This window comes from Rhizobium sp. UGM030330-04 (genome assembly GCF_003208455.1).
Lineage (GTDB): Bacteria > Pseudomonadota > Alphaproteobacteria > Rhizobiales > Rhizobiaceae > Agrobacterium > Agrobacterium rhizogenes_A.
The window spans coordinates 332662-358929 of sequence record NZ_QKML01000003.1 but is presented as its reverse complement, the minus strand read 5'-3'; the positions used below and the strand labels follow the sequence as shown (position 1 = coordinate 358929).

Below are 26268 nucleotides of genomic sequence, written 5' to 3'. Positions count from 1 at the left end.
GGCCTCAACCTCCCTGCATCGGCGAAAGGATTTCGACGCGGTCGAAAGCTTTCAGCAAATAATCGGCGCGCTCTTCCGAATGCACCAGATCGCCATTGACCGCCGTCGCCAGCCACTCGCCCTCATATTCGAGGCTGGCAAGCAGGCCGGCCAGCGTCTCGGCGGCAAGATCAAGCTCGTCGCCATTCACCAGAAGTTTCATGATCGTGTTCCTTTTGAATAAGAGTTTGGCAGACGATCCCGGCCGCATGCCGCGCCATCGCCGGCGAGAGCAGAAAGCCATGCCGGTACGCGCCGTTGATGAAGATGGTCCGCCCGTCCTCGGTCACGTCAGGCAGATTGTCGGGATAGGCGGGGCGCACGCCCGTGCCGGTCTCGATGATTTCCGCCTCCGCAAAGGCCGGATGCACGGCATAGGCGGCATTGAGGAATTCCATCATCGAACGGGCGGAAATCGCCCCGTCATCCTCCGTCTCGATCATCGTCGCACCCACCATGAAGCGGCCGGGCTCACGCGGCACGATGTAGAGCGGAATGCGTGGATGTAGCAGCCGGACAGGACGGGAGAGGGAAATCTCTGGCGTGCCGAGATAAAGCATCTCTCCCCGCACACCGCGAAGGCTGGAAATCGTTCCTACCGCCGCAGACCCGGTGCAATCCACCACCCGGTCGAACCGCTGTTCATCCACCGAAACGCCCATATGAAACCGCACACCCATGGCGCAAAGCCGCTCATGCAGCGATTTCAAAGCAAGGCGCGGATCGAGATGTCCTTCGCCCGGGAAGTAAAGTCCGGACAGGAACCGGCCGGCAAGATCAGGCTCCAGAGCGGCGATCCCCCCCTCATCCACCCAGCGATAACCACTGGTCCGCGATGCGAAACGAGACAGCTCCGCCTTGTCGCGGGCAGGCGCGACCACCAGCGTGCCATTGCGGACTACAAGGCCGGGAGCCGCTTCGGCCCACCAATCAAGCGCCGCTTTGCCAAGCGTCAGAACCGCCTCTTCCGCGCTTTCGCGCTCACACCAGGGCGCCAGCATACCGCCCGCATAAAACGACGCCCCGCGAGAAGGCTCGGCATTGCGCTCCGAGACCTCGACAACAACGCCGCTCCGCGCTAGCTCGAAGGCCGCCGTTAATCCGGCGACCCCCGTTCCCTTGACAAGGGCGCGCATTTATTCGGCATTCGCAGGCGTCGGCAGCGGCATATAAAGCTCGCCGCCTTCCTTGAAGCGGGCGGCCATCGCCTCCAGCCCCTCCTTCTGCGCCTCGGCGCGGATATCGTGGGAAATCCGCATCGAGCAGAATTTCGGCCCGCACATGGAGCAGAAGTGCGCGACCTTGTGCGCCTCCTTCGGCAGGGTCTCATCGTGGAAGGACCGCGCCGTATCCGGGTCGAGCGACAGGTTGAACTGATCTTCCCAGCGGAACTCGAACCTTGCGCGCGACAGCGCATCATCCCGCACCTGTGCCGCCGGATGGCCCTTGGCAAGGTCGGCGGCATGGGCGGCGATCTTGTAGGTGATAACGCCGACCTTCACATCGTTACGATCCGGCAGGCCGAGATGTTCCTTGGGCGTGACGTAGCAGAGCATCGCCGTGCCAAACCAGCCGATCATCGCCGCCCCGATGCCGGACGTAATGTGGTCGTAACCGGGCGCGATATCGGTGGTCAGCGGCCCAAGTGTATAAAATGGCGCCTCGCCGCAGGTCTTCAGCTGCTTGTCCATGTTTTCCTTGATCTTGTGCATCGGCACATGGCCGGGGCCTTCGATCATCACCTGGCAGTCCTTCGCCCAGGCGATCTGCGTCAGCTCCCCCAGCGTTTCCAGCTCGGCGAACTGCGCCGCATCATTGGCGTCGGCGATCGAGCCGGGACGCAAGCCATCGCCCAGCGAGAAGGAGACGTCATAGGCGCGGCAGATGTCGCAAATTTCCTCGAAATGCTCATAGAGAAAGCTTTCGCGATGATGATGCAGACACCACTTGGCCATGATCGACCCACCGCGCGAGACGATGCCGGTAACGCGGTTGACGGTGAGCGGAATGTAATGCAGCCGCACGCCGGCATGGATGGTGAAATAATCCACGCCCTGCTCCGCCTGCTCGATCAGGGTGTCGCGAAACACCTCCCAATTCAGATCCTCGGCAATGCCGTTGACCTTTTCCAGCGCCTGATAAAGCGGCACCGTGCCGATCGGCACCGGCGAATTGCGGATGATCCATTCCCGGATATTGTGGATATTGCGCCCGGTCGAAAGGTCCATGACGGTATCCGCACCCCAGCGGATCGCCCAGACCATCTTCTCCACCTCCTCTGCCATGGAGGAAGTGACGGCGGAATTGCCGATATTGGCGTTGATCTTAACGAGAAAATTGCGGCCGATGATCATCGGCTCGAGTTCCGGGTGGTTGATATTGGCGGGGATGATGGCCCGACCCGACGCCACTTCCTGCCGAACGAATTCCGCCGTCACGTAGTCAGGGATATGCGCGCCAAAGCTTTCGCCGTCGCGCACCAGCTTCTCCTTGGCCGCCTCGCGCCCGAGATTTTCGCGGATGGCGATGAATTCCATTTCCGGGGTGATGATGCCGGCCCGCGCATAGGCAAGCTGTGTCACCGCCTTGCCGGCCGTCGCCCTGAGTGGCTGGTGGCGCACAGAAAATTCGGGCGTCAGGCGCTCGCCGGTGGCAAAGCCGTTATCCTCCGGCTTAACGTGTCGGCCCTCGTAAGCCTCGACATCACCGCGTGCCACAACCCAGTCGTAACGCAGACGCGGCAGACCCTTTTCAATCAGAACGGAGTGCGTGGGATCAGTATAGGGACCGGAGGAATCATAGACCGTTACCGGCGGTTCGCCCGCCGTCGGGTGGACGGCGATCTCGCGCATCGGCACGCGGATATGCGGATGTAAAATTCCTGGTTTGTGGATTTTCGTGGAGGCGGCATGCGGCCCGGTGGTGACCGACAGCGGGATAGTCTTGGCAGCGATATTCATCTTGAGGCTCCAAAGTTTGACAGTGGAGACCCAGTTCGAGCCGGAATGATGGAAAATACCTGACTGCCGACACGAAACGCCATGCGCCCGCCCGACATCAGGTCTTTGCACCGTCCCTACGCCAGTATGAACTGGATCAGGTTCAACGGGTCACTGCGCATGAAAGCAGAATCTCAGCCCCTTGACGGGACACCCCTGGTGAATGGCCACAGCAAAAAACACCGCCCGGCTTTTGTCAAGGCTGCCGATCACCGCTTGGCAAAGGTGCGGGAATGGCGCATGCTGCCGTTAGTTGTAATTAACCTAACGGTTTAGGTGAATATTATCGTTTGCCACGTAACGATAAGCACAAACTATGCAGATATGAAATTTATGGGAGATACGTCGGAATGAACGCGACTATACGTGAAATACTGGCCAAATTCGGCCAGCTTCCAACCCCGGTCGATACGATTGCAGATGAAGCCGATCTTTATGCGGCAGGCCTTTCTTCCTTTGCATCGGTGCAACTGATGCTGGGAATCGAAGAAGCTTTCGACATCGAATTTCCCGATAACCTGCTGAACCGCAAGTCCTTCGCCAGCATCAAGGCCATTGAAGACACCGTTAAGCTTATTCTGGATGGTAAAGAGGCTGCCTGATGAACGTGACCGTTGCGCCGCAGGATGAAACTCTGTCCGCGCGCGCGGGCCGTGTCGCGGCCATTGCCGCCAGACATGCGGACGAGGTGGATGTCACCGGCCGCTTCCCTGAGGAGGCTGTCGATGCCTTGAGGCAGGAACGCCTGCTGGGCATCCAGATCCCCTCCTCGCTCGGCGGCGAAAGCGCTTCCCTGCAGCAAATCGCCGATATCTGCGCCCGGCTCGGCCAGGCCTGTTCGGCAACCGCAATGATTTTCGCCATGCATCACATCAAGCTGTCCAGTCTGGTGGAACACGGCGAGGCTAGCGCATGGCATACGGGCTTCATGCGCCGCATCGCGGGTGAACAGCTTCTGCTCGGCTCCGCCACCACCGAAGGCGGCATCGGCGGCAATCTGCGCAACTCCATCTGCGCTATCGAGGTCGATGGCGACTTCTGCCGGCTGGAAAAGGATGCCACCGTCATTTCCTACGGCAGCAATGCCGATGCGATCCTCATCACCTCGCGCGCCCACAAGGATGCCGCGCCGGCCGATCAGGTGATGACCGTTTTCCTGAAAAACCAGTACACGCTCGAAAAGACCCATGTCTGGGATACGCTCGGCATGCGCGGCACCTGTTCAGACGGCTTCCTGTTCCGTGGCGAGGCGCCGGCGGCACAGATTTTCCCGAAGCCTTTCGCGGAAATCGCCGCACAATCCATGCTTGCAAGCTCACATCTCCTGTGGAGCGCCGTATGGTATGGCATCGCCTCCGACGCGGTGCTGCGCGCGCAATCCTTCGTCAGAGCCGCGGCCCGTAAGTCGCCCGGCACCGCCCCTCCCGGCGCGATCCGCCTTGCCGAGGTTTCCACCAAGCTGCAGGTGGTGAAATCCAACATCATTGCCGGCATCAAGGCTTACGAGGACACCAAGAGCGATCCGGAAAAGCTGATGTCCATGGCCTTTGCTGTTGCCATGAACAATGTGAAGATCTGCTCTTCGGAAACCATTCTTGAGATCATCGACCACGCCATGCTGGTCTGTGGCATCATGGGTTACAAGAACGGCACGCCCTACAGCCTCGGCCGGCATCTGCGCGATGCGCATTCCGCCCGGCTGATGATTTCCAACGACCGTATTCTCGGTAATTCCGCCAATCTCCTGCTGGTTCACAAGCAGGACACCAGCCTCTTGGGATAAGACCATGGACATGCAAACATCGTTTCTCGATCGATTGTTCGAAGAAGGCCTGCTGATTGAAACGGGTGTGGACGGCCTTTATGGACGCAGCGGCCAGTTCGAGGACGTGATTGCCGCATTCGAGCGGCTGATCGACCGCACGGGCGCCGCCGATGGCGCCGAAGCGATCCGTTTTCCGCCCGGCATCAACCGCGCCTACTTCGAAAAAAGCGGCTACATGAAGAGCTTCCCGCAGCTGGCAGGCACGGTTCATTCCTTCTGCGGCTGTGAGCTCGACCATGTCAGCCTGTTGAAGACCATGGATGAGGGCGGCGACTGGACCAAGGACCAGAAAGCAACAGACATCGTGCTGACGCCGGCAGCCTGCTATCCGCTTTATCCGACGATCGCCAAGCGCGGCGCGCTGCCTGCCGGCGGTGGTCTCTATGACATCCAGTCCTATTGCTTCCGCCATGAGCCCTCCAAGGATCCGGCCCGCCAGCAGCTTTTCCGCATGCGCGAATATGTTTGCATGGGCACCGAATCCGACGTCACCGAATTCCGCCAGACCTGGATGGATCGCGGCGTGGAGATGATGAAAGCGGTCGGGCTCGACGTCACCATCGATATCGCCAACGATCCTTTCTTCGGCCGTGCCGGCAAGATGCTCGCCAACAACCAGCGCGATCAGAACCTGAAATTCGAACTGCTGATCCCGGTCACATCGACGACCAATCCGACAGCCTGCATGAGCTTCAACTACCATCAGGATGCCTTCGGCCAGAAATGGGGTCTGAACCTCGCCAACGGCGATGTCGCCCATACCGCCTGCGTCGGTTTCGGCCTTGAGCGCATCGCGCTGGCGCTGTTTGCGCATCATGGTCTCGATGTGAAGAAATGGCCTGCGAAGGTCGTGGAAACGCTCTGGGGCTGATTATCCATGCGGCAAATTTTTCCGGGCCTTGATCCCAAGAACTATGTGCAACATCCGCTCCATTCTTCCGAGCGAATGTGGCCGGAAACCAATTGCTACATTGATTTGTGGATCGAGGTTCTGGCCTCGAAAGGCCTGCCGCCGGAAGCCATGTTCGGTTTCACCCTGACGCAGGACTTTGAGGGTGATCAGTTCACCTTCTTCAAGGTGCCGCTGGAAGATCTCGAAGCGCTTTATGGCGTTCGCGCCACCGAGCTGGCGATCTTCGACAGGGTGGAAAACCACATCGAGGCGCAGCTGGAGCGTGGTCGCATCTGCCTGGTCGAGATGGACAGCTTCTACATGCCCGACACCCATGGGGTGGGCTACCAGAAGGAACACGGCAAAACCACCGTCGCCATCAACCGGCTCGATCTGGCGAACCGGGAACTCGACTATTTCCACAATGCCGGCTTTTTCCATCTGTCGGGCGAGGATTTCGACGGGTTGTTCCAGCACCATCTGGCTGAGACCGACCCACCTTTCCTGCCCTACACCGAATTTGCGAAATTCGCAGACGGTAATCCCTCGCCGGCCCATATTCGCAAGACGGCCGAGCGGTTGCTGAGATTTCATTTTTCGCGGCGGCCATCCGCCAATCCGGTCAGGGCTTTTTCAGCCGTGTTTCCGGCGCAGGTGGAAAAGGTTGCCGACAGGCCCTTCGGCTTTTTCCACAAATATGCCTTCAATACGCTGCGCCAGCTCGGCGCCAATTTCGAACTGGCGGCAAGCCATTTCGAATGGCTGGACAAGGACGGTTTTTCTGAAGCACGAGACCACGCGCTGCGCATCTCCGAGGTCGCCAAGACCGTGCAGTTCCAGCTTGCCCGCGCTGTCACGCGCCGCAAATTCGATGCGCTGGCCTCCGTGCTCGATCCGGCAGCGAACGCATGGGATGGTCTGATGAAAAGCCTTGCGGCGAAACTGTCTGATGCCAGCGAGGCCGCGTGAGGACCTATCTTCCGGGCGAAAGCGAGAAATTGCTGAGTGAAGGCTGGACGCTGACACTGACGCCGGCCGATGCCTGCGAAACCCCGTCTGACATCCCGGCAACGCTTGAAAGCCTGCACGTCTCCGTGCCCGGCACGGTGGCGCAGGCACTGGAGGAAGCTGGGAAATTCGATCGTCTTGCTCCTGTCACGCTCAACGACAGGGATGCCTGGTATCGGCTGACGATGATTTCCGATGCGCGGGAGCGGGCCACACTGCGCTTCGATGGCCTCTCCACCATTGCCGAAATCTTCTTTAACGGTGAACTGATCGCCGCCAGCCAGAGCATGTTCGAAAGGCTGGAAGTGCCTGTCGATCTGACGGGCGCGGACGAACTTTCGATCTGCTTCAGGGCTCTTGCCCCAAGGCTCGAAAAAACCGGCCCGCGCGCCCGCTGGCGCCCGCAGATGATGAACACGCAGGGCCTGCGGCTGATCCGCACCACTGCACTGGGCTACATGCCCGGATGGTGCCCGGAAATCCATGCCGCCGGTCCATGGCGACCCATCAGCCTGATAAGGCAGGACGGCGTACTCTGCACACTAGGGTCTTCGCTGGACGACGCCGGGCGCGGCACCGTCAGCATCGCCCTTGAAACCAGCCGCGCCATAACATCGGCACGGCTGAGCTGTGCCGGCTACAGTGCCGATCTTTCCACGGATGAAGGCGGTAAACTCTCCGGCGAACTCCATATTCCCGATGTCGAAACATGGTGGCCGAAAACCCATGGCAGGCCGGCGCTCCATGAGATCCTTCTGGAGCTGGACGGCAAACAGTATCGGCTCGGGCGCACCGGCTTCCGGCGGATAGAGATCGATCATGGCGGGGACGGCAAGGGTTTCGGGCTTAAAGTGAACGGGCAACCCGTCTTCTGCCGCGGCGCGGTCTGGACGACGTCCGATATCGTGCGCCTGCCGGGAACACGGCCGGATTATGAGCCATGGCTTAGAAAAGCCGCCGAAGCCGGCATGAACATGATCCGTATCGGCGGCACCATGGCTTATGAGACGCCGGAATTCTTCACGCTCTGCGACGAACTCGGCATCATGGTCTGGCAGGATGCCATGCTCGCCAATTTCGATTACCCGGCAAAGGATGATGCCCTCCGCCAGCATATCGTGGCCGAAATCTCGCAATTCCTCGAAGCGACTGCGCTTTCTCCATCGCTCGCCGTTTTCTGCGGCGGCAGCGAAATGTACCAGCAGGGCGCGATGCTCGGTCTGCCGGAACAGATATGGAAGGGAGCGCTTACCGAAGAGATCCTGCCAGAACTGGTTGCCGCGAAAAGGCCGGACGCAGCCTATGTCGCCAATTCCCCCTCCGGCGGCGCATTGCCATTTTTTCCCAACGCCGGGGTCGGCCATTATTACGGCGTGGGCGCCTATTGCCGCCCGCTGGAGGATGCCCGCCGCGCCGAGGTGCGCTTTGCCGCCGAATGCCTCGCCTTCGCCAATATTCCCGAACAGGAAACACTGGACCATTATCTTCCCGGCGTGGCCGTGCACGATCCGCGATGGAAAGCCCGCGCCCCGCGCGACCGCGGTGCCTCATGGGATTTCGAAGATGTTCGTGATCATTATCTGAAGCTGCTTTACGAGGTCGAACCGGACGTTCTGCGGCGGGAGGATGGCAGCCTTTATCTTGATATGTCGCGGGCCGCGACCGCCGAGGTCATGGAAGCAACCTTCGGTGAGTGGCGGCGTAGCGGCTCCCCTTGCCAGGGTGCGCTGGTCTGGACCCTGCAGGATCTCGTTCCCGGCGCGGGCTGGGGTATCATCGATGCCGCCGGCAGACCCAAATCCGTCTGGCACGCGTTGAAGCGGGCGTTCCGCCCGATACAGGTCAGCCTCTCCGACGAAGGCACCAACGGGCTGGATATTCATCTCGTCAACGAGACCGACGAGAGCTTTGAGGCCATGCTGGAACTCACCTGCCTGCGCGATGGCACACAGCCCGTCGTCCACGCCAAAACGCCGCTGACGCTTTCGCCGAGGCAGAACCAGACGATTGCCGCAACCGACTTGTTCGGCGCCTTTTTCGATACGACCTATGCCTATCGTTTCGGCCCGCCATCCCATGATGTGACCGTCGCACGGCTTCGCAATGTCGCAACCGGGCAGGTCATTGCCGATGCATTCCATTTTCCTCTCGGCCGGAAAAAGGCGCTGCATTCCGCAAACCTGCAACTGGGGGTCAGCGAAACCAGCGGCATCTGGTCGCTTGAGATCGGTACGGATCGTCTGGCGCAATCCGTCCACGTCACGGCGGAAGGTTATGGCGCCTCGGATAACTGGTTCCATCTCGCACCCGGCGAGAGCAAAAGAATAAACCTTGTGCCGGTGGCCACGGCAGCCGAAACACCGCCTTGCGGCGAGGTGGTATCACTGGGCTCCAGCCGGCGTTTCTCCTTTTAGAGCCAGCCGTTTCACCGCATCGATAAAGATTTTTTTCGCCTCTGGCGTCGACAGGTTGTGATCGGCATCCGCAATGATGGTCAGCGATACGTTCCGATAGGTGGAAAGCCCACCACCATCGGCATCGAAATAATAACGGAAATGCTCAAGCCCGTCGTCATTGTCGCTGTAAAGCAGGCTGATGGCGGTGCCCCTGGCCTTGTGTGAATCGAAAGCGCTGTAAACAGCGCGCCCTTCCTCGCTACCCCGACGGAAGAGCCGCGCCGTTTTTGTCGACAGCCTCTTCCACGTCGCCTTGACGATGTTCAGCCCGGCGCTGACCACATCGACATCGCCACTGACGAGACGCTTGAATGTCGCTCCCTGTCGAAAGCGCTGGCTGTATTCCCCAAAGGAGCGCGGCCGCTTGTGCAGAGCCTCATCGACCGAGCGACCTTTTTGCCAGTGGAAAACCACCGGATTGACCGCCGCCACGGCACTGATCCGATCATCGGCAAGCGCGCCGTTGAAAGCGAGATAGGCACCGCTGCACCGGCCCGCCGCAATGAAGGGCCCGTTGCTGCGCCGCCCGAGAAAATCGAGTGCGGCAGCGACATCGTCATTCTGCGCGGCATCGTAAAGAACCTGATCCGGCTTGTTTTTGACAGGTGGACTATCGGCAATATTGGCCGCATCGAAGCGCAGCGAAGCGACACCCTCGCGTGCAAGCGCCCGGGCGGTCTGCACGGAAAGCCTGCCCCAACCCGAATGCCTGTCATAGGCGGCGCCAAGCAGAAGGACCGAAGAAACCGGTTGCCGATCGTCCGGTCCGCAAAAAACGCCGAAAAGCCGCCCACCCTCGCCAAATTGCACCGGTTGTTCGAAAAAGCCCCGACCGCGCTGCGGATCATTGATAATGAAATCTTCCGGGGCGGCTGCCGGGTTCCCGGCGTGGGTCTGTGACAAGACCCAATCCACCAGTCGGTTCACCACCTCGCCCGATATTTTCGAAAGCGTCGGGCTGGAAACGAGATCATCATAACCGCAGAACTCCGCCTCCTCCACCTCACCGCCGATGGCCGCAAGATGTCTGGCAAAATCACCATCGGTCACCCGGCCGGGTCTCGAAAGCACGAGAAAATTGCGCGCCGGAATGGCGTCGAGACCGGAGAGGTTCACCTTCTTGATCCTATCCGCAATACCGGCCGGCATCGCCGTTCCGGCAATCGCCCCGGCCTCCGCCAGACGCTGCCCGGGCAGAAGTCCAAGGCCGTCATCGATCATGGACGACCACATCGCCAGCTCGCGCAGATAGCCGCGGCCGGAAACGACCGGTGCAAGAAAGGCCATGGAATCGACAGCCGCAGACCCGGCAAGCGCCTGCGCGGCGATCGGACAACCGAGACCCTGCGCGACAACGACAACTCCGGAACAGCCGGAAAGACGCGTCAGATAGTCCAGCGCCGCCCGCGTATCGGAAAACCAGTCCGCCATCCGGCCGGCATCTTCAGGATCGAGCGCATCGCCGGCACCGAGATAGTCGAACCGCAGGCTGGCAACGCCGGAAGCAGCCAGCCGCTCGGCCAGAACCCGCTGAAACTTGCGGCTGCACAACTCTTCCATGCCCCAGGGGCTGACGAAAAGCACCGCGCGATCCCGCTTCACGTCTTTACGCGCCGGATGAAAAATACCCGCAAGCCCTTCAAACGAAACGGGGTGCGCAATCCTGCCATCCACCGCAATATCGGAAAGCTGCAATGCGTCGAGGGAAGGTTCACTGCCTGCACGCGCTGAAATATCTATTGCCATCGACCTTGCCACTATTGCGCCAGTGCCCGGCTCAACCATTACGGGATCACTATACCCAAGTCTCTTAGCGCCTGTTCTACACCAAAAACAATAACATTAGATAATTCTAAAAATACCGCGGCATTTATTTCAGGTGCGGCCCACAGGTTGCAAAAACAATCCTTCAGTGTGGCCGGCAAGCCTCGCCGCGGATGCTATTTTGCTCGAAACCGCTTGAATATACTGATAAATAGCGAGTCACGTACCTATTTGCAGGAGGAGACTCCGCCACCCGGCAGCCTGATCGTCTTGACACCGTGCAAACCAACACGCCGGGCCCGCCCCGCCAGGTCATAGAAGTTTTATATGGAACAAAGCCTTACGCGTTACATCTGGTCGCATACGAGGCGGCAGCAGCTTTTCATCCTGCTGATCGTCGCCCTATCGATGATCCCCTATTTCCTCGCCTTCGATCTGCCCAAACAGATCGTCAACGGCCCCATTCAGGGTGACGGCTTCGAAGGGGCGAACGCGACGCAGCTTTTCATGCATCTCACGGTCGATATTCCCTATTGGGGCACCGTGACATTGTTCCCCGGGCTTGAACTCAACCGCATGTCGATGCTGATGGCTCTCAGCCTGACCTTCCTTGCGCTTGTCATCATCAACGGCCTTTTCAAATATTACATCAATACCTACAAGGGCCGCCTCGGTGAGCGCCTGCTGCGGCGTATCCGTTTCGAACTGATCGACAAGATCCTGCGGTTCCCGCCCTCGCATTTCAAGCGGGTCAAGGGCGCGGAAATTTCCAGCATGGTGAAGGACGAGGTGGAACCGCTCGGCGGATTTACCGGCGATGCCTTTGTGCAGCCGGCGCTTCTCGGCGGGCAGGCGCTCTCCGCGCTCTTCTTCATTCTCGTGCAGAATTTCTGGCTGGGCCTGATTGCAGCTTTCATGGCCGCGATACAGGTCGGCATCATTCCCAAGATGCGCCGCCGCCTCATCGAACTCGGTCGCCAGCGGCAGCTGAGCGCCCGCCAGCTTGCCGGACGCATCGGCGAAATGGTGGACGGTATCGGCACGATCCACGCCTATGATACCTCCAACTACGAGCGCGCCGATGCCTCGCACCGGCTCGGCGACATCTTCAAGATCCGTTACGATCTCTACCAGTGGAAGTTCCTCGTCAAATTCATCAATAACTTCCTGGCACAGCTCACCCCGTTTTTCTTTTATGCGCTCGGCGGTTATCTCACCCTCAGGGGCAGCCTCGATGTCGGGCAGCTGGTCGCCGTCATCAACGCTTATAAGGAACTGCCCGGACCGCTGAAGGAACTGATCGACTGGGATCAGGCGCGCCAGGACGTGCAGGTGAAATACGAGCAGGTGTTCGAACAGTTCAACGCCCCGAACATGATCGAGCCGAATGTGCAGAAACTGTCGCCGGGGGCCGTCGCAGCCATCACGGGACCAATCGTCGTCACCAATCTGACACTGGAAGACGACAGTGGCAGCCGGCTTCTGGAGCAGGCGTCGCTGAAGATCGAGCCGGGTGAAGTCATCGCCATCGTAGGCGGCGCGGGGGGCGAAGCCCTTGCGGATGCGATCGGTCGCACGCTCTGGCCAGCCTCCGGCAAGATCAGCATCAACGATGTCGACATACTGGAGCTGCCGGAATCGCTGACGGGACGTCGCATCTCCTATGTCTCCTCGGACAGCTATTTTTTCCATGCCAGCCTGATGGACAATCTGCTCTACGGCCTGAAGCACGCCCCGCTCGCGGACAAAAATTACGAGGGTGCGGCGCTGGAACACCGCAAGTGGGAAATCCGCGAAGCCAAGATGGCCGGCAATCCGCTGATCGACATAAACAGCGAATGGATCGACTACGCTTCGAGCCCCGCCGGCGACAGCAGGCCGGAAAATCTCATCAGGGCCATTCTCGCCGTCCTCGACAGCGTGGAACTGTCACAGGACATTCTGGAATTTGCGCTGCGCTCATCGATCGATCCTCTGACCGACCTGCATCTTGCGGCCCGTATCGTGGAACTGCGGCATGTGTTGCGCGCCGAGCTGGAAAAGGAAAATCTGAGCGGCCTCATCGCGCCCTTCGAGCTTGAAAGCTACAACAGCGAGGCGACGGTCGGCGAAAACCTGCTGTTCGGTACCATGCGGGACCCCTCCCAGACGATCCGGACCATCATCGAAAGCGACTATTTCCGCTCCCTGATGCGCGAAACCGGCCTCGTCAAGACCCTGTTCGAGATGGGATACACGATCGCCGAAAACATCGTCGAAATCTTCGCCGATCTGCCGGGCGACCACCCTTTCTTCCAGCAGCTGACATTCATGACGCCCGATGACATCCCGGTCTATCAGCAAATGCTGCAGCGCCTGCAGGGACGCGGTTTCGATGATGCCAATGAAAGCGAAAAGCGCGCGATGCTGCGGCTGAGCTTCTTCTACATCGAGCCCCGGCAGCGTTTCGGTCTGCTGTCACCGGAAATTATGAACAGGATCGTCGAAGTCCGGCACATGTTCCATGAAAACCTGCCCGACAGTCTGAAGAACGTGATCGAGATCTACGATCCGACGAAATACATGAGCGCCACCAGCCTTCTGGACAATATTCTCTTCGGCAAGGTCAGCCATCGTTATACCGATGCCTCACGGCGCATTACCCGCATCGTGGCGGATGTGATGCGCAAACAGGGCGTATACGAGCGTGTTCTGGCGGTCGGCCTGGATTTCAATCTCGGCGCCGGCGGCAAGCGGCTCGGCCCGCTCCAGCGCCAGAAGCTCAATCTCGCGCGGGCGCTCATCCGCAAATCCGACTATTATGTCTTTAATCGCCCCCTTCCCGGCCTTGATCCACGACAACAGGAGGAAATTGTCGAACGGGTCATCACACTCCTGAAACAGAACAACAATAACCCGTCAATCATATGGGTTCTGTCGAACGCAAGCCTTTCGCGCATGTTCGGCCGGGTCATCGTCGTCCACCAGGGACTGGTTACCGCCGACGGAAGTTACGAGACTCTCGCCGAGGAAAACGGTACATTCAAGGACATGGTCGCAACATAAGTCCAAGAACGCGGCCGAGGTGGAACAAGAATAGGGTAAGGCAATGCTGTTTAAAGACGAAATTCAAATGCTGAAACGCGTCCCGTTTTTTTCGGAAATGGAACCGTCGAAACTTAAACTGCTCGCTTTCGCATCCGACCGCGTGTCCTATCACACCGGCGACGTGTTGTTCCGGCAGGGGGATGTCGGTGATGCGGCCTATGTCCTTCTGACCGGCAAGGTGGATGTTCTGGTCGATTCACCATCGGGCACATTGAAAGTGGCAGAGATGACCGGCAACGCCATCGTCGGTGAAATCGCCATCCTCTGCGACAGCGTCAGAACCGCCACCGTGCGCGCCTCCACCAATGTGGAAGCCCTGCGCATCGGCAAGGAGCAGTTCTTCAAGCTGATGTCCGATTTCCCCGATATTACCATCAAAGTCATGCGCGTCCTCGCCGAACGCCTGACACAGACGACGGCGGAACTCAGCAAAGCGCGCGCAAGCGCCAGAACATGAGCTGCAATTCCTTGCTACCCTGAAGGGCGATATTGGAAAAATAAATGTCGCACCATTGCAATATAAATGAAATGCTGACTGAATAAGGGGTAAAGGCATCCGCCAAAAAACGGCGGATATAAGAATCTATAGAGACAACGGGCTTCATGGGAGGAAAGCGTGCAAGATTCCGTTGTTATTGGGGTGTGTCATGGCGTTCGATTCCGACACAGCAAGTCGGGAAAGTAATAGAAATTTTCGGGTAAAGATCTGGGGCGCGCGGGGAACGCTTCCTGTTTCAGGTGAAAACTTCCGAAAATATGGCGGAAATACCATCTGCATCGAGGTAAGATGCGGAGATCACGTTCTTTTGTTCGATGCAGGTTCAGGCCTTCATCCCGCCGGTCTGGCGTTACGGGCGGAAGGCATCACGGATGTCGACCTCTTCTTCTCGCATTGCCATTACGACCATATTGTCGGATTTCCCTACTTCAAGCCATTCTATAACAGCTGCAACGACGTCGCCATCTGGTCGGGCCATCTTGCCGGCACGATGACAACGCGGGAAATGCTCAAGGACTTCATGAGCCCGCCCTGGTTTCCCGTGCCGCTGGAGATTTGCTGCGCGAAGATCGCCACCCGGGACTTCATGCCCGGCGACACGCTCACCCCACGCCCTGGCCTTTCAATCAGGACCGGTATGCTCAATCATCCCGGCAATGCCGTCGGATACAGGCTGGACTGGGAAGGAAAATCCCTCGCCATCATCACCGATACCGAACACGAGCCGGGTAGCATTGACGAAACCGTGCTCGATCTGATCCGGGATGTCGATCTTTTCCTCTATGATGCCATGTTCACCGATGATGAAATGGGCCTTTATCGCGGTTATGGCCATTCATCATGGCAACAGGCACTCCGTCTCGCCAAACTGGCCGACGCCAAAAATGTCGGCTTCATCCACCACGCCCCAAGCCGCAGCGACGAGGAACTGGACAGTATCGAGAAACAGGCGAAGGCCCTTTTCGACGGCGCCTTCGCGGCGATGGACGGTCAGGTCATCCAGATCTGACCGCGACAGCCTCCTGGCGCTTGCGAATATTTGACGGTACTCGCATGCCGAATCTGACAATTCCGGCTCGCACGGACATTCGAACACGCACAATTGACCATAGCGGATCGCGTTGCTCCACGATATTGCCATGAGATGCAACGCACTAAGACGTCACACCAGATGATGATTCTGTACCGAATGGCCACATGATGGGATTTGCATGATCCGTTTCTTTTCGGAGACCAATTTGAGACGCACCCGGATTTTATCCGGCCTCATCATATTTGCTTTCGTATTTTCCCATCTTTTCAATCACTCTCTTGCCCTCATCTCCATCGACACCGCCGAACGGGCGCGAAAATGGTTCAGCCTGATCTGGCTCAACCCCGTCAGCAGCCTGCTTTTTTATGGTTCGGTTCTGGTGCATGTCTGCCTTGTTCTGCGCTCGCTTTATCTGCGCAGAACGCTGCGAATGCCGCTCCGCGAAGCGCTTCAGGTCATATTCGGCCTGGCTATCCCGTTTCTGATCATCGGCCACGCCGTCAATATCCGCGTGTCGCATATGCTCTATGGCATTGATGTCGGTTATTATTCGGTCATCCGCAGGCTGTGGATCAACAACCCGATACAAGGTGCCTGGCAAAGCCTCGCCTTGATCGTGATCTGGGTCCACGGATGTATCGGCCTTTATTTCTGGCTGCGTTACCGGGACTGGTATCCGCGCATAGCCGGGCTCTTCATGACGGTGGCGGTAATGTTGCCGCTTCTGGCACTGCTGGGCTTCAGCGATGCGGGCCGGTGGCTGGCGGAGATCGACGAAAAATACGCGCTTCCTCCCGGTTTGGTCGACAATACCATTCAAAAAGACGAATTACCGCTACAACGGGAAATGGAGACGCAGATCAGGTTCGTCACCGGAACGGTGGAGGCATTGTTTGCCGGCGCGGTAATGCTGGTCTTCGCCCTTCGCGGCGTGCGCAGCTGGCGGCAGCGGCTGACGGCAATCGAAATCCGCTATGAACATGGTGCGCAGGCGCGTGTGCCAGCCGGGCTCAGCATTCTGGAAGCCAGCCGGCTTGCGGGCATACCGCACTACTCCGTCTGCGGCGGCAAGGGACGCTGCTCAACCTGTCGGGTCAAGATACTGGACAGCAAGGGCCCGCTTCCACCGCCCGGCGACATCGAACAAACCACATTGAGGCGCATCCACGCCGATTCGGACGTGCGGCTCGGCTGTCAGCTGCGCCCCACGAGCGATCTCGGCGTCGCACTTCTCGTTTCGCCGCCCCAGCAGAGCGACCTGCCAGCCGACGCGCAGCCGGCCCGCCCCGGCCGGGAAGAGGAAATCGCCATCCTCTTCTGCGATCTGCGCAACTTCACCACGCTGTCCGAAGCGAAACTGCCCTATGACGTCGTCTTCCTTCTGAACCGTTATTTCACCATCGTCGGCCAGGCCGTCGAGCAGGCGGGTGGCCATCTCGACAAATTCATCGGCGATGGCGCCATGGCCCTTTTCGGGCTTGGCGAAGACGCGGAACATGCCTGTCGCAACGCCATGAAAGCGGCGGCGGTGATATTGCGGGATATCGCAATCCTGAATGAGGGACTGGAGAAACAGTTCACCGTCCGTCTGGAGGTCGTCGTCGGAATTCATTCCGGTCCGAGCATCGTAGGCGTTATGGGATACGGCGCCGCAAAAACCCTGACGGCCATAGGCGACACCGTCAATGTCGCAAGCAGGCTCGAATCCAAGGCCAAGGAATTCGGTGCCGCCATCGTCGTCTCCGAACCGGCCATCATTCAGGCGGGTCAGGATATTGACGATCTCAGAAGCGAACAGATCTCCATTCGCGGGCGTAACTCGCAGATGAAGGTTTTCCTGCTCTCAAGAGCAGAAAGCGAACGTTATCTCTGAACCACCCCGGCGTTTCCGCTGCCGGGGCTGTATGACGTCAAATCTTGCGATAGAGAAAATATCGGTCCGTCGGCACGCTTTCCGGCACCGGCAAAGGCTTCAGCATGGGATGATCGAGAGGCAGACCGCTGACGGCAACGCCACCTTTCGCCAGCATGCCCGCGGCAAGCTCGGGCAGCCATGTCAGGGTAACCGCATCCTTTTCCGGATAACCCGTGCCGATATCGGCATGGACCATCGCCGCATCCACGCCAATGAAAGCAGGAGCGGTTTCCGATATCTCGCCGATCACAAGATCCTCCTGCGCCGGAACGGACGAGGCATGCGCACCCATGGCCCTGTCGAAGGCAATGATGCGACGGTCGGGAAACAGTTCCCGCAGATGATTGAAAGTCCGCCCGTTTCCGAGACCGATTTCCATGAGCACCCCCTCATTTGGCAATTCGAGATCGGCCGCGAGGTGATTGAGAATATCCCGCTGCGCGGTCAACCGGCGAATGAAACTGTCTAGTCTGCTCATGATCCGTCCGTATCAGGCCTTGATAATGTGTTTTGCGGCAATATCCCGCCGCGCGAAAACATTTCGTGTGTCGATGATCAGCGGCGACCATTCGCAAAGAGCGGCATAATCGACATTGTCATGATCAGTCGCGACGAGAATGGCGTCGAAGGCGCCGATGGTCTGTCTGTCCCATGACACGGATTTCATGCCCATCAGATGGCTGTATTCGCGGGTTTTCGGGATTTCTGCCACATGCGGATCATAATAGGCCGCTTCGCCACCCCGCTCCTGGATAAGTTCGATGAGCTTCAGCGAGGGGCTTTCGCGAATATCGGGCACGTTCTTCTTGTAGGCGAGGCCGACGACCAGAACCTTCGAACGGCTGAGCGCCTTGCCGGAATGGATATCGAGCGCTTCCGCAACCCGCCCGATAACATGGCGCGGCATGCCGGTGTTGATTTCACCGGCAAGTTCGATGAACCGCGTCGGCAATTCATATTCCCGTGATTTCCAGGTGAGGTAGAACGGATCGATCGGTATGCAGTGGCCGCCGAGACCCGGGCCTGGATAAAACGGCATGAAACCGAACGGCTTGGTTTTCGCCGCGTCGATGACTTCCCATATGTCGATACCCATGGCCTCGTAAACGACCTTGAGTTCGTTGACGAGCGCGATATTGACGGCACGGAAGACGTTTTCGGTGATTTTCACCGCCTCGGCCGTGGCATTTGTCGAAACGGGCACGATCTTCCTGACCACCGAACCGTAGAAGGCGGTCATCAGTTTTCCGGCCGCCTCGCCGTCGCCGGCAACGACCTTCGGAATGGTCGAGGTCTCGAAATCGCGATTGCCGGGATCTTCCCGTTCCGGCGAAAAGCCGATGAAAAAATCGACGCCGGAGGCCAGTCCGCTGCTTTCCAGAATGGTCTTCACCACCCCGTCGGTCGTACCGGGATAGGTGGTCGATTCCAGAACCACGAGCTGCCCCTTGCGCAGATAGGCGGCAATCTCCCGGCAGGTTTTTTCGACATAGGACAGGTCCGGCTCGCGATATTTCGTCAGCGGCGTCGGCACACAGATCGCGATCACGTCACATTCGGCCAGTCTGGCAAAATCGGAGGTGGCGACGAAACGGTCATCCTGCCTCACACTTGCCAGCACCTCGTCAGATACCGCTTCGATATAGCTGCGGCCCGCGTCGATCGCGGTAATTTTACCGGGGTCGATATCGAAGCCAACGACCTTGAAACCGGCTTTCGCCACCGTCATGGCCAGCGGCAGGCCGACATAACCAAGGCCGATCACACCCGCCCTGGCGCTTTTGTTTTCGATGCTGGAAAGCAGGTTCCGGAAGATATCTGGGGAAGTCAAAGCGTGTCACGCTCCGCGCATGTGCAAAAGATGCCTTTCAGTTGGGCAAGAATGGCCGGGCTGTCAAGGCTCGGCCCTTTCAAATTCCGGTTGACGCCGATGCTACGGCCAACGCACAACCTTCGGCATGAAGATCGCCTTTTATTCGCCGCTCAAATCGCCCAACCATCCCGTTCCCTCCGGAGACCGGTTGATGGCCCGCCTGCTGATGCGGGCAATGACGATGGGCGGTCACGAGGTCTTCGTCGCCTCCGAACTGCGCAGCTTTCTGAAACAGGCGGACGACCCCACACGGCGCTCGCTCACCAGCAGCGCCGAACTTGAAATCGAAACGATCACCGATCGCTGGCGGCGGGATGGGCCACCGGAGCTCTGGTTCTGTTACCATCCCTATTACAAGGCCCCGGATTTGCTCGGGCCGGAACTCGCCAGACGGTTCGGTATTCCCTACGTCACCGCCGAGGCCTCCTATTCGCCGAAGCGCAATGCCATGGGCTGGCAGGCGATACAGGACGGATTGCTAGCCGCATTGAATGCAGCAGCCGTCAATATCTGCCTCACCGAGCGGGATCGTGAAGGACTTTTGCGCGCTCAACCGGCACTGCACTGGGCTATGTTGTCACCCTTCATCGATGCCGGAAATTTTACTGAAATTGTTCCACATCCGACACCGGCAAAACTCGTCACCATCGCCATGATGCGAACGGGCGACAAGCTGGACAGCTATCGCGCACTTTCCGAAGCGCTCGCCCTGTTGCCGCACGACCTCGACTGGACACTGGATGTTATCGGTGACGGGCCGGAACGCGCAGCTGTAGAGGCCATGTTCAGCGCGTTTCCCGATAAGCGCCTCGTCTGGCACGGAGAAAAAACCGCACCCGAAATCGCCACGCTTCTGTCAAAAGCATCCCTATATGTCTGGCCAGGCCACGGCGAGGCCTATGGTCTTGCCTATCTTGAGGCGCAGGCCGCCGGTCTGCCGGTGGTGGCCGAAAAAGTGGCCGGCGTTCCCGAAGTGGTAAAATCCGGTATCACAGGATTACTGACACCGGGAAATGATAAAGCCGCCTATGCCGACGCGATCAGAACCCTGCTCGGCAATGACAGGCAGCGCGAGGAACTGGCAAAAGCGGCCCGCCGGTTCGTCGTCAATGAACGATCTCTGGAAAACGCCGCGACAACGCTGAACCATATCCTGCTGCAAGCAAAGGCGCGAAGATCATGAGTCTGGAAAAACTCGTTGCGGCACTGGACGAATGCGATCGACGCGGCATAAAGGCCGATCTCTGGCTTCGGGACGACGATGCGGTGGAACCAACATCCGCACTCGATACGCTGCTTGATCTTTGCCGCGGCTTTTCCGTTCCGGTCACCCTCGCGGTCATTCCCGAAATAACGACGAACAGGCTCGCCCAGCATCTCGACGCATCGGATATCGCCCATGTCGCCGTGCACGGCTGGTCGCACACGAATTATGCCGGGAGCGGCGAAAAGAAACAGGAACTCGGAACGCACCGCGAGCTTTCCCTCGTTCTTGACGAATTGCAATCCGGGCTGGACAAGCTGCACGACCTGCATGGCGGGCGTTTCGTGCCGATGCTCGTGCCACCGTGGAACCGCGTGGATGCCAGTATCATCGAGGGATTGGCGGGTCTCGGCTATCGCGCCCTGTCCGTTTTCGGCCCGGAGAAGGCCACCCTCCCGCCCTGCCTGAACACCCATGTCGATGTGATCGACTGGCACGGCAGCCGTGGCGGTCGCGACGACGATATCCTTTTCGCCGAAACCGCCGCACGCATCATACACACCGTTGAAAACGGCGGTACAACGGGCATCCTTACCCATCATCTCGTGCATGATGACGCCGTATGGGGCTTTCTGAGGCGGCTTTTCGAAGTAACCAACCGGCACCCCGCCGCCCTGTGGCGTTCCTCGAAAGACCTCGTCGACGAAATCTCACCATGACTTCCAGGCGATCAGCAACCCGCTCGCCTCAGTGGCGAGTTCCCGCCTGACCGCTTCCACGTCCTCGAACGGCGCGCGGTCGGCAAGGGACGCGGCGACAAATCCCGCCGGCGCAAGGCTGATGCTTCCCGCCCGGGCAATAACGGTGAAGATCAACGGCCCGGTCGACCACCAGGCAGGCGCACGCGGCATGTCTTCGAGGATGCCGGGAAAGGCCTCCAGCATCCTGCGGAAAACGGGATGTCCGGCCGGGGCGGCGATGAAGGAATTGGCAAGCAGCATGCTGCCCTGCCCCGTATCACGCGGCGTTTTTTCATCGAATGCCGTCAACCCCGCCAGAGGCAGGAATGCGTCGAAACTCACATCGTCCCGCGCCGGATACCAGTCGCAATCGAGATAGATGCCGCCAAACCGCTCCAGCACGATATAACGGGCCACATCCACCGCACCCGGATAGTCCCCCTGATCCAGCATGGCCTTGAAGACAGCGTTGGAAAACACGCCTTCGCGCTCAAGATCCGCCTCCCGCCAGAGGTGATGGTCATATCCATGCCTTGCGGCATGGGCAGCCCAGGCCTCCACGGATATCGGCGGGGCCTTTTCGCCGATCCATATCTGGTGAATGAGCCGCGGCACATCCTCTCTGCTTTTAAGGCCGATCGTGCGGCACTCCTGTGGGGAAAACCGTGCATATTTCGCCAGCAGCTGCGGCGGCGGCACCAGCGTATATTGATAGCCGATTTTGGCGACCATATCGCCTTCAGCCTTGGCAAGACGCAGCCGCGCCGCGTGCAGCCTGCGCGGCAGGCCAAGCACCGTCCGTTCGCCCATCAGATATCCGTCCTTTGCCGCAACCAAAGATAGAAGAAGCGCATGCGCCTCCGCATACTGGCCGTCATTTTGCAACTGACGGGCTATTTGCAGCTGGGCATCGTAATATTTCTTGTCGGACATGAATCCTCGTTCAAAAGCGCCCGTTAACATATCACGAAACGGGAGCCGTCAGGCAAGCCACTCTATTTCGGAAGCCGGCTTTGAATTTGCTAAACAATTCGATGTTTCAGAAGCATAGACAGACAACAAACCCTGCGATAACGTTGCTTTAAGCCCTCCTGAGCAATTGTCACAAGGCAACGATAAAGAGACGGCAAGGAACCCTTTGGCATGAGCGCAGGCGCAGATTTGCTCCGTATTGAAAATCTGCGGGTCTCGTTTTCTCTTATGGGTGGCACGATTGATGCCGTCAGGGGCGCCAGCCTCCGTATTCTTCCGGGAAAAGTAACAGCACTGGTCGGAGAGTCTGGCTCCGGAAAATCCGTCATCGGCCAGACGATCATGGGCATCCATCCCAAGACCGCACGTGTCAACGGTCGCGTGCTGTTCACCGATCCGGAAAATACCACCGCCGGTGCCGTCGATCTGCTGCAACTGCCGAAGGACGGCCGGGAAATCCGCTCCATACGCGGCAACCGCGTCGGGCTGATTTTTCAGGAGCCCATGACCTCCTTTTCGCCGCTGCACACCATCGGCAACCAGATCGATGAGGCGCTCAGAATCCACAGCATCCTGTCGCCGGCAGAGCGCGCCGAAAAAATGTATGAAACGCTCGATCTCGTAGGGTTTTCCAAGCCCAAGAAGGTCGTGAACATGTATCCCTTCGAATTGTCCGGCGGCATGCGCCAGCGCGCCATGATCGCCATGGCATTAATCTGTCGCCCTGCCCTGTTGATCGCCGACGAGCCGACGACGGCGCTGGACGTGACCATCCAGGCCCAAATCCTCAAGCTGCTGCGTGATCTGCAAAGCCGGCTGAATATGAGCATGTTGCTCATCACCCATGATCTCGGCGTCGTCGCGAATATCGCCGACGAGGTCGCCGTAATCTATCAGGGCGAGATCATGGAAGCCGGCACGGTCGATGACATATTCAAGGCGCCGAGCCATCCCTATCTCAAGGGCCTGATGGCCGCTGTACCGCATTTCGACATGAAGCCCGGCGAGAGACTGAAGGCACTGCGTGAAATCAAGGTCGATCATGAAAGCCTTGTCGGCAAGAAAACCGCGGCGGTGAACAAGACACCCGGCCCGCTTCTGACCGTCGACAATATCAGCAAGACCTTCACGACCCGCAAATCCAGCTGGTTTCGCAAAGGCGACGCCAACGCCACCAAGGCGGTCAACAGCGTCAGTTTTGAAATCCGCCGGGGGGAATGCCTTGGGCTGGTCGGTGAAAGCGGCAGCGGCAAGACCACCGTCAGCAAGATCCTCATGCGCGCCGTTCGCCCGGATGAAGGTGCCGTCACCTTCCACCGCCCGCAGGGCAATATCGACGTGCTCAATGCGAGAGACGGCGATCTCAAGGAACTGCGCTCGAAGATACAGATGGTCTTTCAGGACCCGATCTCCTCGCTGTCTCCGCGCATGACCGTAGGCAACATCCTGAGCGAACCGATGGAAATCCATGGGCGGGGCGATGCGAAATACCGGGCGGAGAAGGTCCGCAACCTCGTCAGGGCCATCGGTCTTGGCGAAAGCGCGCTGAACCGCTATCCGCACAGTTTCTCAGGCGGCCAGCGGCAACGTATCGGCATCGCAAGAGCGCTGGCGCTCGGTCCCGAGCTTCTCATTTGTGACGAGCCGGTTTCCGCTCTCGATGTCTCGGTACAGGCGCAAATTCTCAACCTGCTGAAGGATCTTCAGCAGGATCTCGGCCTCACCTATCTCTTCATCTCGCATAATCTGGCCGTGGTGGACTATATGGCCGACCGCGTGGCCGTGATGTGCGAAGGCCGCATCGTCGAACTTGCGCCGCGGGAACTCCTGATGCGCTCCCCGGTTCACCCCTATACGAAATCCCTGCTGGCAGCCGTGCCATTCCCCGATCTCGACCGTCCCCTCGATTTCCGCACCATCGGCAAGATCAGTGCGACCGGCAAGTTCGACTGGGGCAAGCAGTTCCGCGACGAGGGTGACGGCGAGATGATTTCCGCCGATCTCGGCGACGGCCATTTCGTCCTTGCCAACGGCAATGCCGACATCCGGGAGCTTCGCCCTTGATCACGCGCCGCACCACTCTTGCCCTGCTGGCCTCCGTCTTCCTGCCGGCCTATGCGCGGGCCGCCTATACCGATCCGGCCTATTTCAAGGAAAAGCGGGAAAAGGGCGAACTGCCGGATGTTGCAGAACGCCTGCCGAAAAATCCGCGCGTCATCGACATGAAATCGCTTGGCCGGGAGCCGGGAAAACACGGCGGCTCGGTACGCATGCTGATCGGCGGTCAGCGCGACATCCGGCTCATGCCGATCAGCAACTATGCCCGCCTTGTCGGTTATGACGAGAAATTCGAACTTCACCCGGACATTCTGCAAAGCTACGACATCCAGGAAGAACGCATCTTCACCTTCAAGCTGCGCGAAGGCCACAAATGGTCCGACGGCAGCGATTTCACGTCAGAGGATTTCCGTTATTTCTGGGAGGATGTCGCTCTCAACAGGGAAATCCACAAGGGTGGCCCCCCCATCGAACTGCTGGTCAATGACAAGCCGCCCCTGATCGAAGTCATCGACCGGCTGACCGTGCGTTACAGCTGGGACAGTCCGAACCCGGATTTTCTGGCGAAGCTTGCAGCAGCCTCCCCGGCGAGGCTGTTTTTACCCGCCGCCTATATGAAACAGTTCCACGTCAAATATCAGACGGCGGAAAACCTCGCCAAGCTCATCAAGAAAAACAAGACGGATGACTGGAGCGGGCTGCATATCAAGATGTCACGGCAGGTCCGCCCGGAAAACCCCGACCTGCCGACGCTGGATGCCTGGCGCAACACCACTGCACCACCGGCCGAACAGTTCGTCTTCGAACGCAATCCCTATTACCATCGTGTCGACGAAAACGGTCTTCAGCTGCCCTATCTCGACCGTTTCCTGCTCAACGTCACGTCCTCCGATATCATTTCGGCCAAGACGGCATCCGGCGACAGCGACCTGCAATATTTCGGCCTCGATTTTGCCGATTACACCTTCCTGAAGGATGCCGAAAAGCGTTTCCCGCTGAAGGTCAATCTATACAAGCGCTCTCAGGGGTCGCGTATCGCGCTTCTGCCCAATCTCAATTGCGCCGACCCGGTATGGCGAGGCTGTTTCCAGGATGTGCGCGTGCGCCGCGCGCTGTCGCTCGCGATAAACAGGCATGAGATCAACATGGTCTGCTTTTACGGGCTGGCGAAGGAGAGCGCCGATACCGTTCTGCCGGAAAGTCCGCTTTACCGGCAGGAATTTGCGGACGCCTGGAGCGCCTTCGACCGGGCGACGGCCAACCGGCTGCTGGATGAGGCCGGTCTCGACAAACGCGACAATGCCGGCATCCGGCTTCTGCCGGACGGACGGCCGGTCTATATCATTGTCGAGACGACAGGCGAAAGCACGCTCGAAACCGATGTGATGGAACTGGTGACGGATCACTGGCGGCATATCGGCGTGGCGGTTTCAGTGCGCCCCACCCAGCGCGATGTCTTCCGCAAGCGCGCCATGGGCGGCGAAGTGCTGATGTCGGTATGGATGGGCATGGACAACGGCGTGCCCACACCGGACATGCTGCCTTCGGGCCTTGCCCCCACCGGCGACGACCAGCTGCAATGGCCCGTCTGGGGCGTGCATTATCTTTCCGGCGGCCGCGAAGGCAAGGAGCCGGACTTGGCCGAAGCAGCGCATCTGCTCGATCTCCTCAAAAAATGGCGCAGAAGCGTCACCGAGGAGGAGCGCGAGGCGATCTGGCTGGAAATGCTTGGGATCTATACGCAGCAGGTGTTTTCCATCGGCATCGTCAACGGCGCGCTGCAACCCGTCGTCCACGTAAAACGCATGCGAAACGTGCCGGACAAGGCACTCTTCGGTTACGAACCCACATCCTATCTCGGCGTCTATATGCCGGATGCCTTCTGGTACGACGGAGACGCCTGA

The 26268-nt window shown here is 59.0% G+C and carries 20 protein-coding genes and 1 riboswitch; of the genes, 13 read left to right on the top strand and 7 right to left on the bottom strand.

The window, feature by feature from the left end; translation table 11 throughout:
- Positions 1 to 4: 4 nt before the first annotated feature.
- From thiS to thiC, 3 genes are read right to left on the bottom strand one after another with little or no spacing between them, the layout of a single operon-like run.
- Positions 5 to 202 (bottom strand): sulfur carrier protein ThiS, encoded by a 198-nt coding sequence (gene thiS / locus N434_RS06810; protein ID WP_065114209.1) that lies wholly within the window; start codon positions 200 to 202, stop codon positions 5 to 7.
- On the bottom strand, positions 171 to 1175 hold the full coding sequence (thiO, locus tag N434_RS06805; protein ID WP_110756803.1) for a glycine oxidase ThiO: 1005 nt from the start codon (positions 1173 to 1175) through the stop codon (positions 171 to 173). The genes thiS and thiO overlap by 32 nt, the downstream gene beginning before the upstream one ends.
- Positions 1176 to 2999 carry a phosphomethylpyrimidine synthase ThiC gene (gene thiC, locus N434_RS06800; protein WP_110756802.1) on the bottom strand — a complete coding sequence of 608 codons (1824 nt, stop codon included), beginning with the start codon at positions 2997 to 2999 and terminating at the stop codon, positions 1176 to 1178.
- A 95-nt stretch (positions 3000 to 3094) separates the two neighbouring features.
- Positions 3095 to 3206: riboswitch (TPP riboswitch) on the bottom strand.
- Positions 3207 to 3388: 182 nt separating this feature from the next.
- On the opposite strand from thiC, the gene N434_RS06795 reads away from it, so the two are divergent.
- The 5 genes from N434_RS06795 to N434_RS06775 are packed head-to-tail and all read left to right on the top strand — an operon-like array spanning position 3389 to position 9177.
- Positions 3389 to 3640 (top strand): acyl carrier protein, encoded by a 252-nt coding sequence (locus tag N434_RS06795; protein ID WP_003504852.1) that lies wholly within the window; start codon positions 3389 to 3391, stop codon positions 3638 to 3640.
- Entirely contained in the window at positions 3640 to 4821 is a 1182-nt protein-coding gene (locus N434_RS06790) for an acyl-CoA dehydrogenase family protein (protein WP_110756800.1), read from the top strand. Before N434_RS06795 ends, N434_RS06790 begins: the two co-directional genes overlap by 1 nt.
- A 4-nt stretch (positions 4822 to 4825) precedes the next feature.
- Positions 4826 to 5734, top strand: a complete 909-nt coding sequence (locus tag N434_RS06785; RefSeq protein WP_110756799.1) for an amino acid--[acyl-carrier-protein] ligase — start codon at positions 4826 to 4828, stop codon at positions 5732 to 5734.
- Between the two features lie 6 nt (positions 5735 to 5740).
- Positions 5741 to 6724 (top strand): DUF1839 family protein, encoded by a 984-nt coding sequence (locus N434_RS06780; RefSeq protein WP_110756797.1) that lies wholly within the window; start codon positions 5741 to 5743, stop codon positions 6722 to 6724.
- Positions 6721 to 9177, top strand: a complete 2457-nt coding sequence (locus N434_RS06775; protein ID WP_110756795.1) for a glycoside hydrolase family 2 protein — start codon at positions 6721 to 6723, stop codon at positions 9175 to 9177. The genes N434_RS06780 and N434_RS06775 overlap by 4 nt, the downstream gene beginning before the upstream one ends.
- Here N434_RS06775 and N434_RS06770 read toward each other — a convergent pair.
- Positions 9145 to 10965, bottom strand: a complete 1821-nt coding sequence (locus tag N434_RS06770) for an alpha/beta hydrolase family protein (RefSeq protein ID WP_181423900.1) — start codon at positions 10963 to 10965, stop codon at positions 9145 to 9147. The two genes, N434_RS06775 and N434_RS06770, sit on opposite strands and share 33 nt — an antisense overlap.
- Positions 10966 to 11310: 345 nt before the next feature.
- Between N434_RS06770 and N434_RS06765 the strand changes: the two genes are divergently transcribed.
- From N434_RS06765 to N434_RS06750, 4 genes are all read left to right on the top strand, one after another.
- Positions 11311 to 14028 (top strand): ABC transporter ATP-binding protein, encoded by a 2718-nt coding sequence (locus tag N434_RS06765; RefSeq protein WP_065114217.1) that lies wholly within the window; start codon positions 11311 to 11313, stop codon positions 14026 to 14028.
- 43 nt (positions 14029 to 14071) lie between these two features.
- Positions 14072 to 14527: a cyclic nucleotide-binding domain-containing protein gene (locus tag N434_RS06760; RefSeq protein ID WP_065114218.1), complete on the top strand. Its 456-nt coding sequence runs from the start codon at positions 14072 to 14074 to the stop codon at positions 14525 to 14527.
- Positions 14528 to 14717: 190 nt separating this feature from the next.
- A complete protein-coding gene (locus N434_RS06755) occupies positions 14718 to 15578 on the top strand; it encodes an MBL fold metallo-hydrolase (protein ID WP_081284466.1) in 861 nt (286 codons plus the stop codon).
- A gap of 202 nt (positions 15579 to 15780) precedes the next feature.
- The gene (locus N434_RS06750) at positions 15781 to 17475 is read left to right on the top strand and encodes an adenylate/guanylate cyclase domain-containing protein (protein ID WP_110756791.1); all 1695 of its coding nucleotides are present in this window, start codon (positions 15781 to 15783) and stop codon (positions 17473 to 17475) included.
- Between the two features lie 37 nt (positions 17476 to 17512).
- Here the strand turns inward: N434_RS06750 and N434_RS06745 are convergent, their stop codons facing one another.
- Positions 17513 to 17995 carry a class I SAM-dependent methyltransferase gene (locus N434_RS06745; RefSeq protein WP_110756789.1) on the bottom strand — a complete coding sequence of 161 codons (483 nt, stop codon included), beginning with the start codon at positions 17993 to 17995 and terminating at the stop codon, positions 17513 to 17515.
- Positions 17996 to 18007: 12 nt separating this feature from the next.
- On the bottom strand, positions 18008 to 19348 hold the full coding sequence (locus N434_RS06740) for a nucleotide sugar dehydrogenase (protein WP_161991769.1): 1341 nt from the start codon (positions 19346 to 19348) through the stop codon (positions 18008 to 18010).
- Positions 19349 to 19475: 127 nt separating this feature from the next.
- On the opposite strand from N434_RS06740, the gene N434_RS06735 reads away from it, so the two are divergent.
- Both N434_RS06735 and N434_RS06730 read left to right on the top strand, forming a co-directional pair.
- On the top strand, positions 19476 to 20573 hold the full coding sequence (locus tag N434_RS06735; RefSeq protein WP_110756787.1) for a glycosyltransferase family 4 protein: 1098 nt from the start codon (positions 19476 to 19478) through the stop codon (positions 20571 to 20573).
- Positions 20570 to 21313, top strand: a complete 744-nt coding sequence (locus N434_RS06730; protein WP_110756786.1) for a polysaccharide deacetylase family protein — start codon at positions 20570 to 20572, stop codon at positions 21311 to 21313. Before N434_RS06735 ends, N434_RS06730 begins: the two co-directional genes overlap by 4 nt.
- Here the strand turns inward: N434_RS06730 and N434_RS06725 are convergent.
- Positions 21305 to 22267 (bottom strand): glycosyltransferase family 32 protein, encoded by a 963-nt coding sequence (locus N434_RS06725; RefSeq protein ID WP_181423899.1) that lies wholly within the window; start codon positions 22265 to 22267, stop codon positions 21305 to 21307. The genes N434_RS06730 and N434_RS06725 overlap by 9 nt on opposite strands.
- A gap of 210 nt (positions 22268 to 22477) precedes the next feature.
- Here N434_RS06725 and N434_RS06720 point away from each other — a divergent pair, with 210 nt between their 5' ends.
- Positions 22478 to 24370, top strand: a complete 1893-nt coding sequence (locus N434_RS06720) for an ABC transporter ATP-binding protein (RefSeq protein WP_110756784.1) — start codon at positions 22478 to 22480, stop codon at positions 24368 to 24370.
- Positions 24367 to 26268, top strand: a complete 1902-nt coding sequence (locus N434_RS06715) for an ABC transporter substrate-binding protein (RefSeq protein WP_110756782.1) — start codon at positions 24367 to 24369, stop codon at positions 26266 to 26268. The genes N434_RS06720 and N434_RS06715 overlap by 4 nt, the downstream gene beginning before the upstream one ends.

Bases quoted from the DNA above. Each gene is read 5' to 3' on its own strand.
- N434_RS06720 (WP_110756784.1), top strand. From the start codon at position 22,478: ATGAGCGCAGGCGCAGATTTGCTCCGTATTGAAAATCTGCGGGTCTCG.
- N434_RS06745 (WP_110756789.1), bottom strand. From the start codon at position 17,995: ATGAGCAGACTAGACAGTTTCATTCGCCGGTTGACCGCGCAGCGGGAT.
- N434_RS06750 (WP_110756791.1), top strand. From the start codon at position 15,781: ATGATCCGTTTCTTTTCGGAGACCAATTTGAGACGCACCCGGATTTTA.
- thiO (WP_110756803.1), bottom strand. From the start codon at position 1,175: ATGCGCGCCCTTGTCAAGGGAACGGGGGTCGCCGGATTAACGGCGGCC.
- N434_RS06730 (WP_110756786.1), top strand. From the start codon at position 20,570: ATGAGTCTGGAAAAACTCGTTGCGGCACTGGACGAATGCGATCGACGC.
- thiS (WP_065114209.1), bottom strand. From the start codon at position 202: ATGAAACTTCTGGTGAATGGCGACGAGCTTGATCTTGCCGCCGAGACG.
- N434_RS06770 (WP_181423900.1), bottom strand. From the start codon at position 10,965: ATGGCAATAGATATTTCAGCGCGTGCAGGCAGTGAACCTTCCCTCGAC.
- N434_RS06790 (WP_110756800.1), top strand. From the start codon at position 3,640: ATGAACGTGACCGTTGCGCCGCAGGATGAAACTCTGTCCGCGCGCGCG.
- N434_RS06765 (WP_065114217.1), top strand. From the start codon at position 11,311: ATGGAACAAAGCCTTACGCGTTACATCTGGTCGCATACGAGGCGGCAG.
- N434_RS06785 (WP_110756799.1), top strand. From the start codon at position 4,826: ATGGACATGCAAACATCGTTTCTCGATCGATTGTTCGAAGAAGGCCTG.
- N434_RS06725 (WP_181423899.1), bottom strand. From the start codon at position 22,267: ATGTCCGACAAGAAATATTACGATGCCCAGCTGCAAATAGCCCGTCAG.
- N434_RS06760 (WP_065114218.1), top strand. From the start codon at position 14,072: ATGCTGTTTAAAGACGAAATTCAAATGCTGAAACGCGTCCCGTTTTTT.
- N434_RS06780 (WP_110756797.1), top strand. From the start codon at position 5,741: ATGCGGCAAATTTTTCCGGGCCTTGATCCCAAGAACTATGTGCAACAT.
- N434_RS06735 (WP_110756787.1), top strand. From the start codon at position 19,476: ATGAAGATCGCCTTTTATTCGCCGCTCAAATCGCCCAACCATCCCGTT.
- N434_RS06755 (WP_081284466.1), top strand. From the start codon at position 14,718: ATGGCGTTCGATTCCGACACAGCAAGTCGGGAAAGTAATAGAAATTTT.
- thiC (WP_110756802.1), bottom strand. From the start codon at position 2,999: ATGAATATCGCTGCCAAGACTATCCCGCTGTCGGTCACCACCGGGCCG.
- N434_RS06795 (WP_003504852.1), top strand. From the start codon at position 3,389: ATGAACGCGACTATACGTGAAATACTGGCCAAATTCGGCCAGCTTCCA.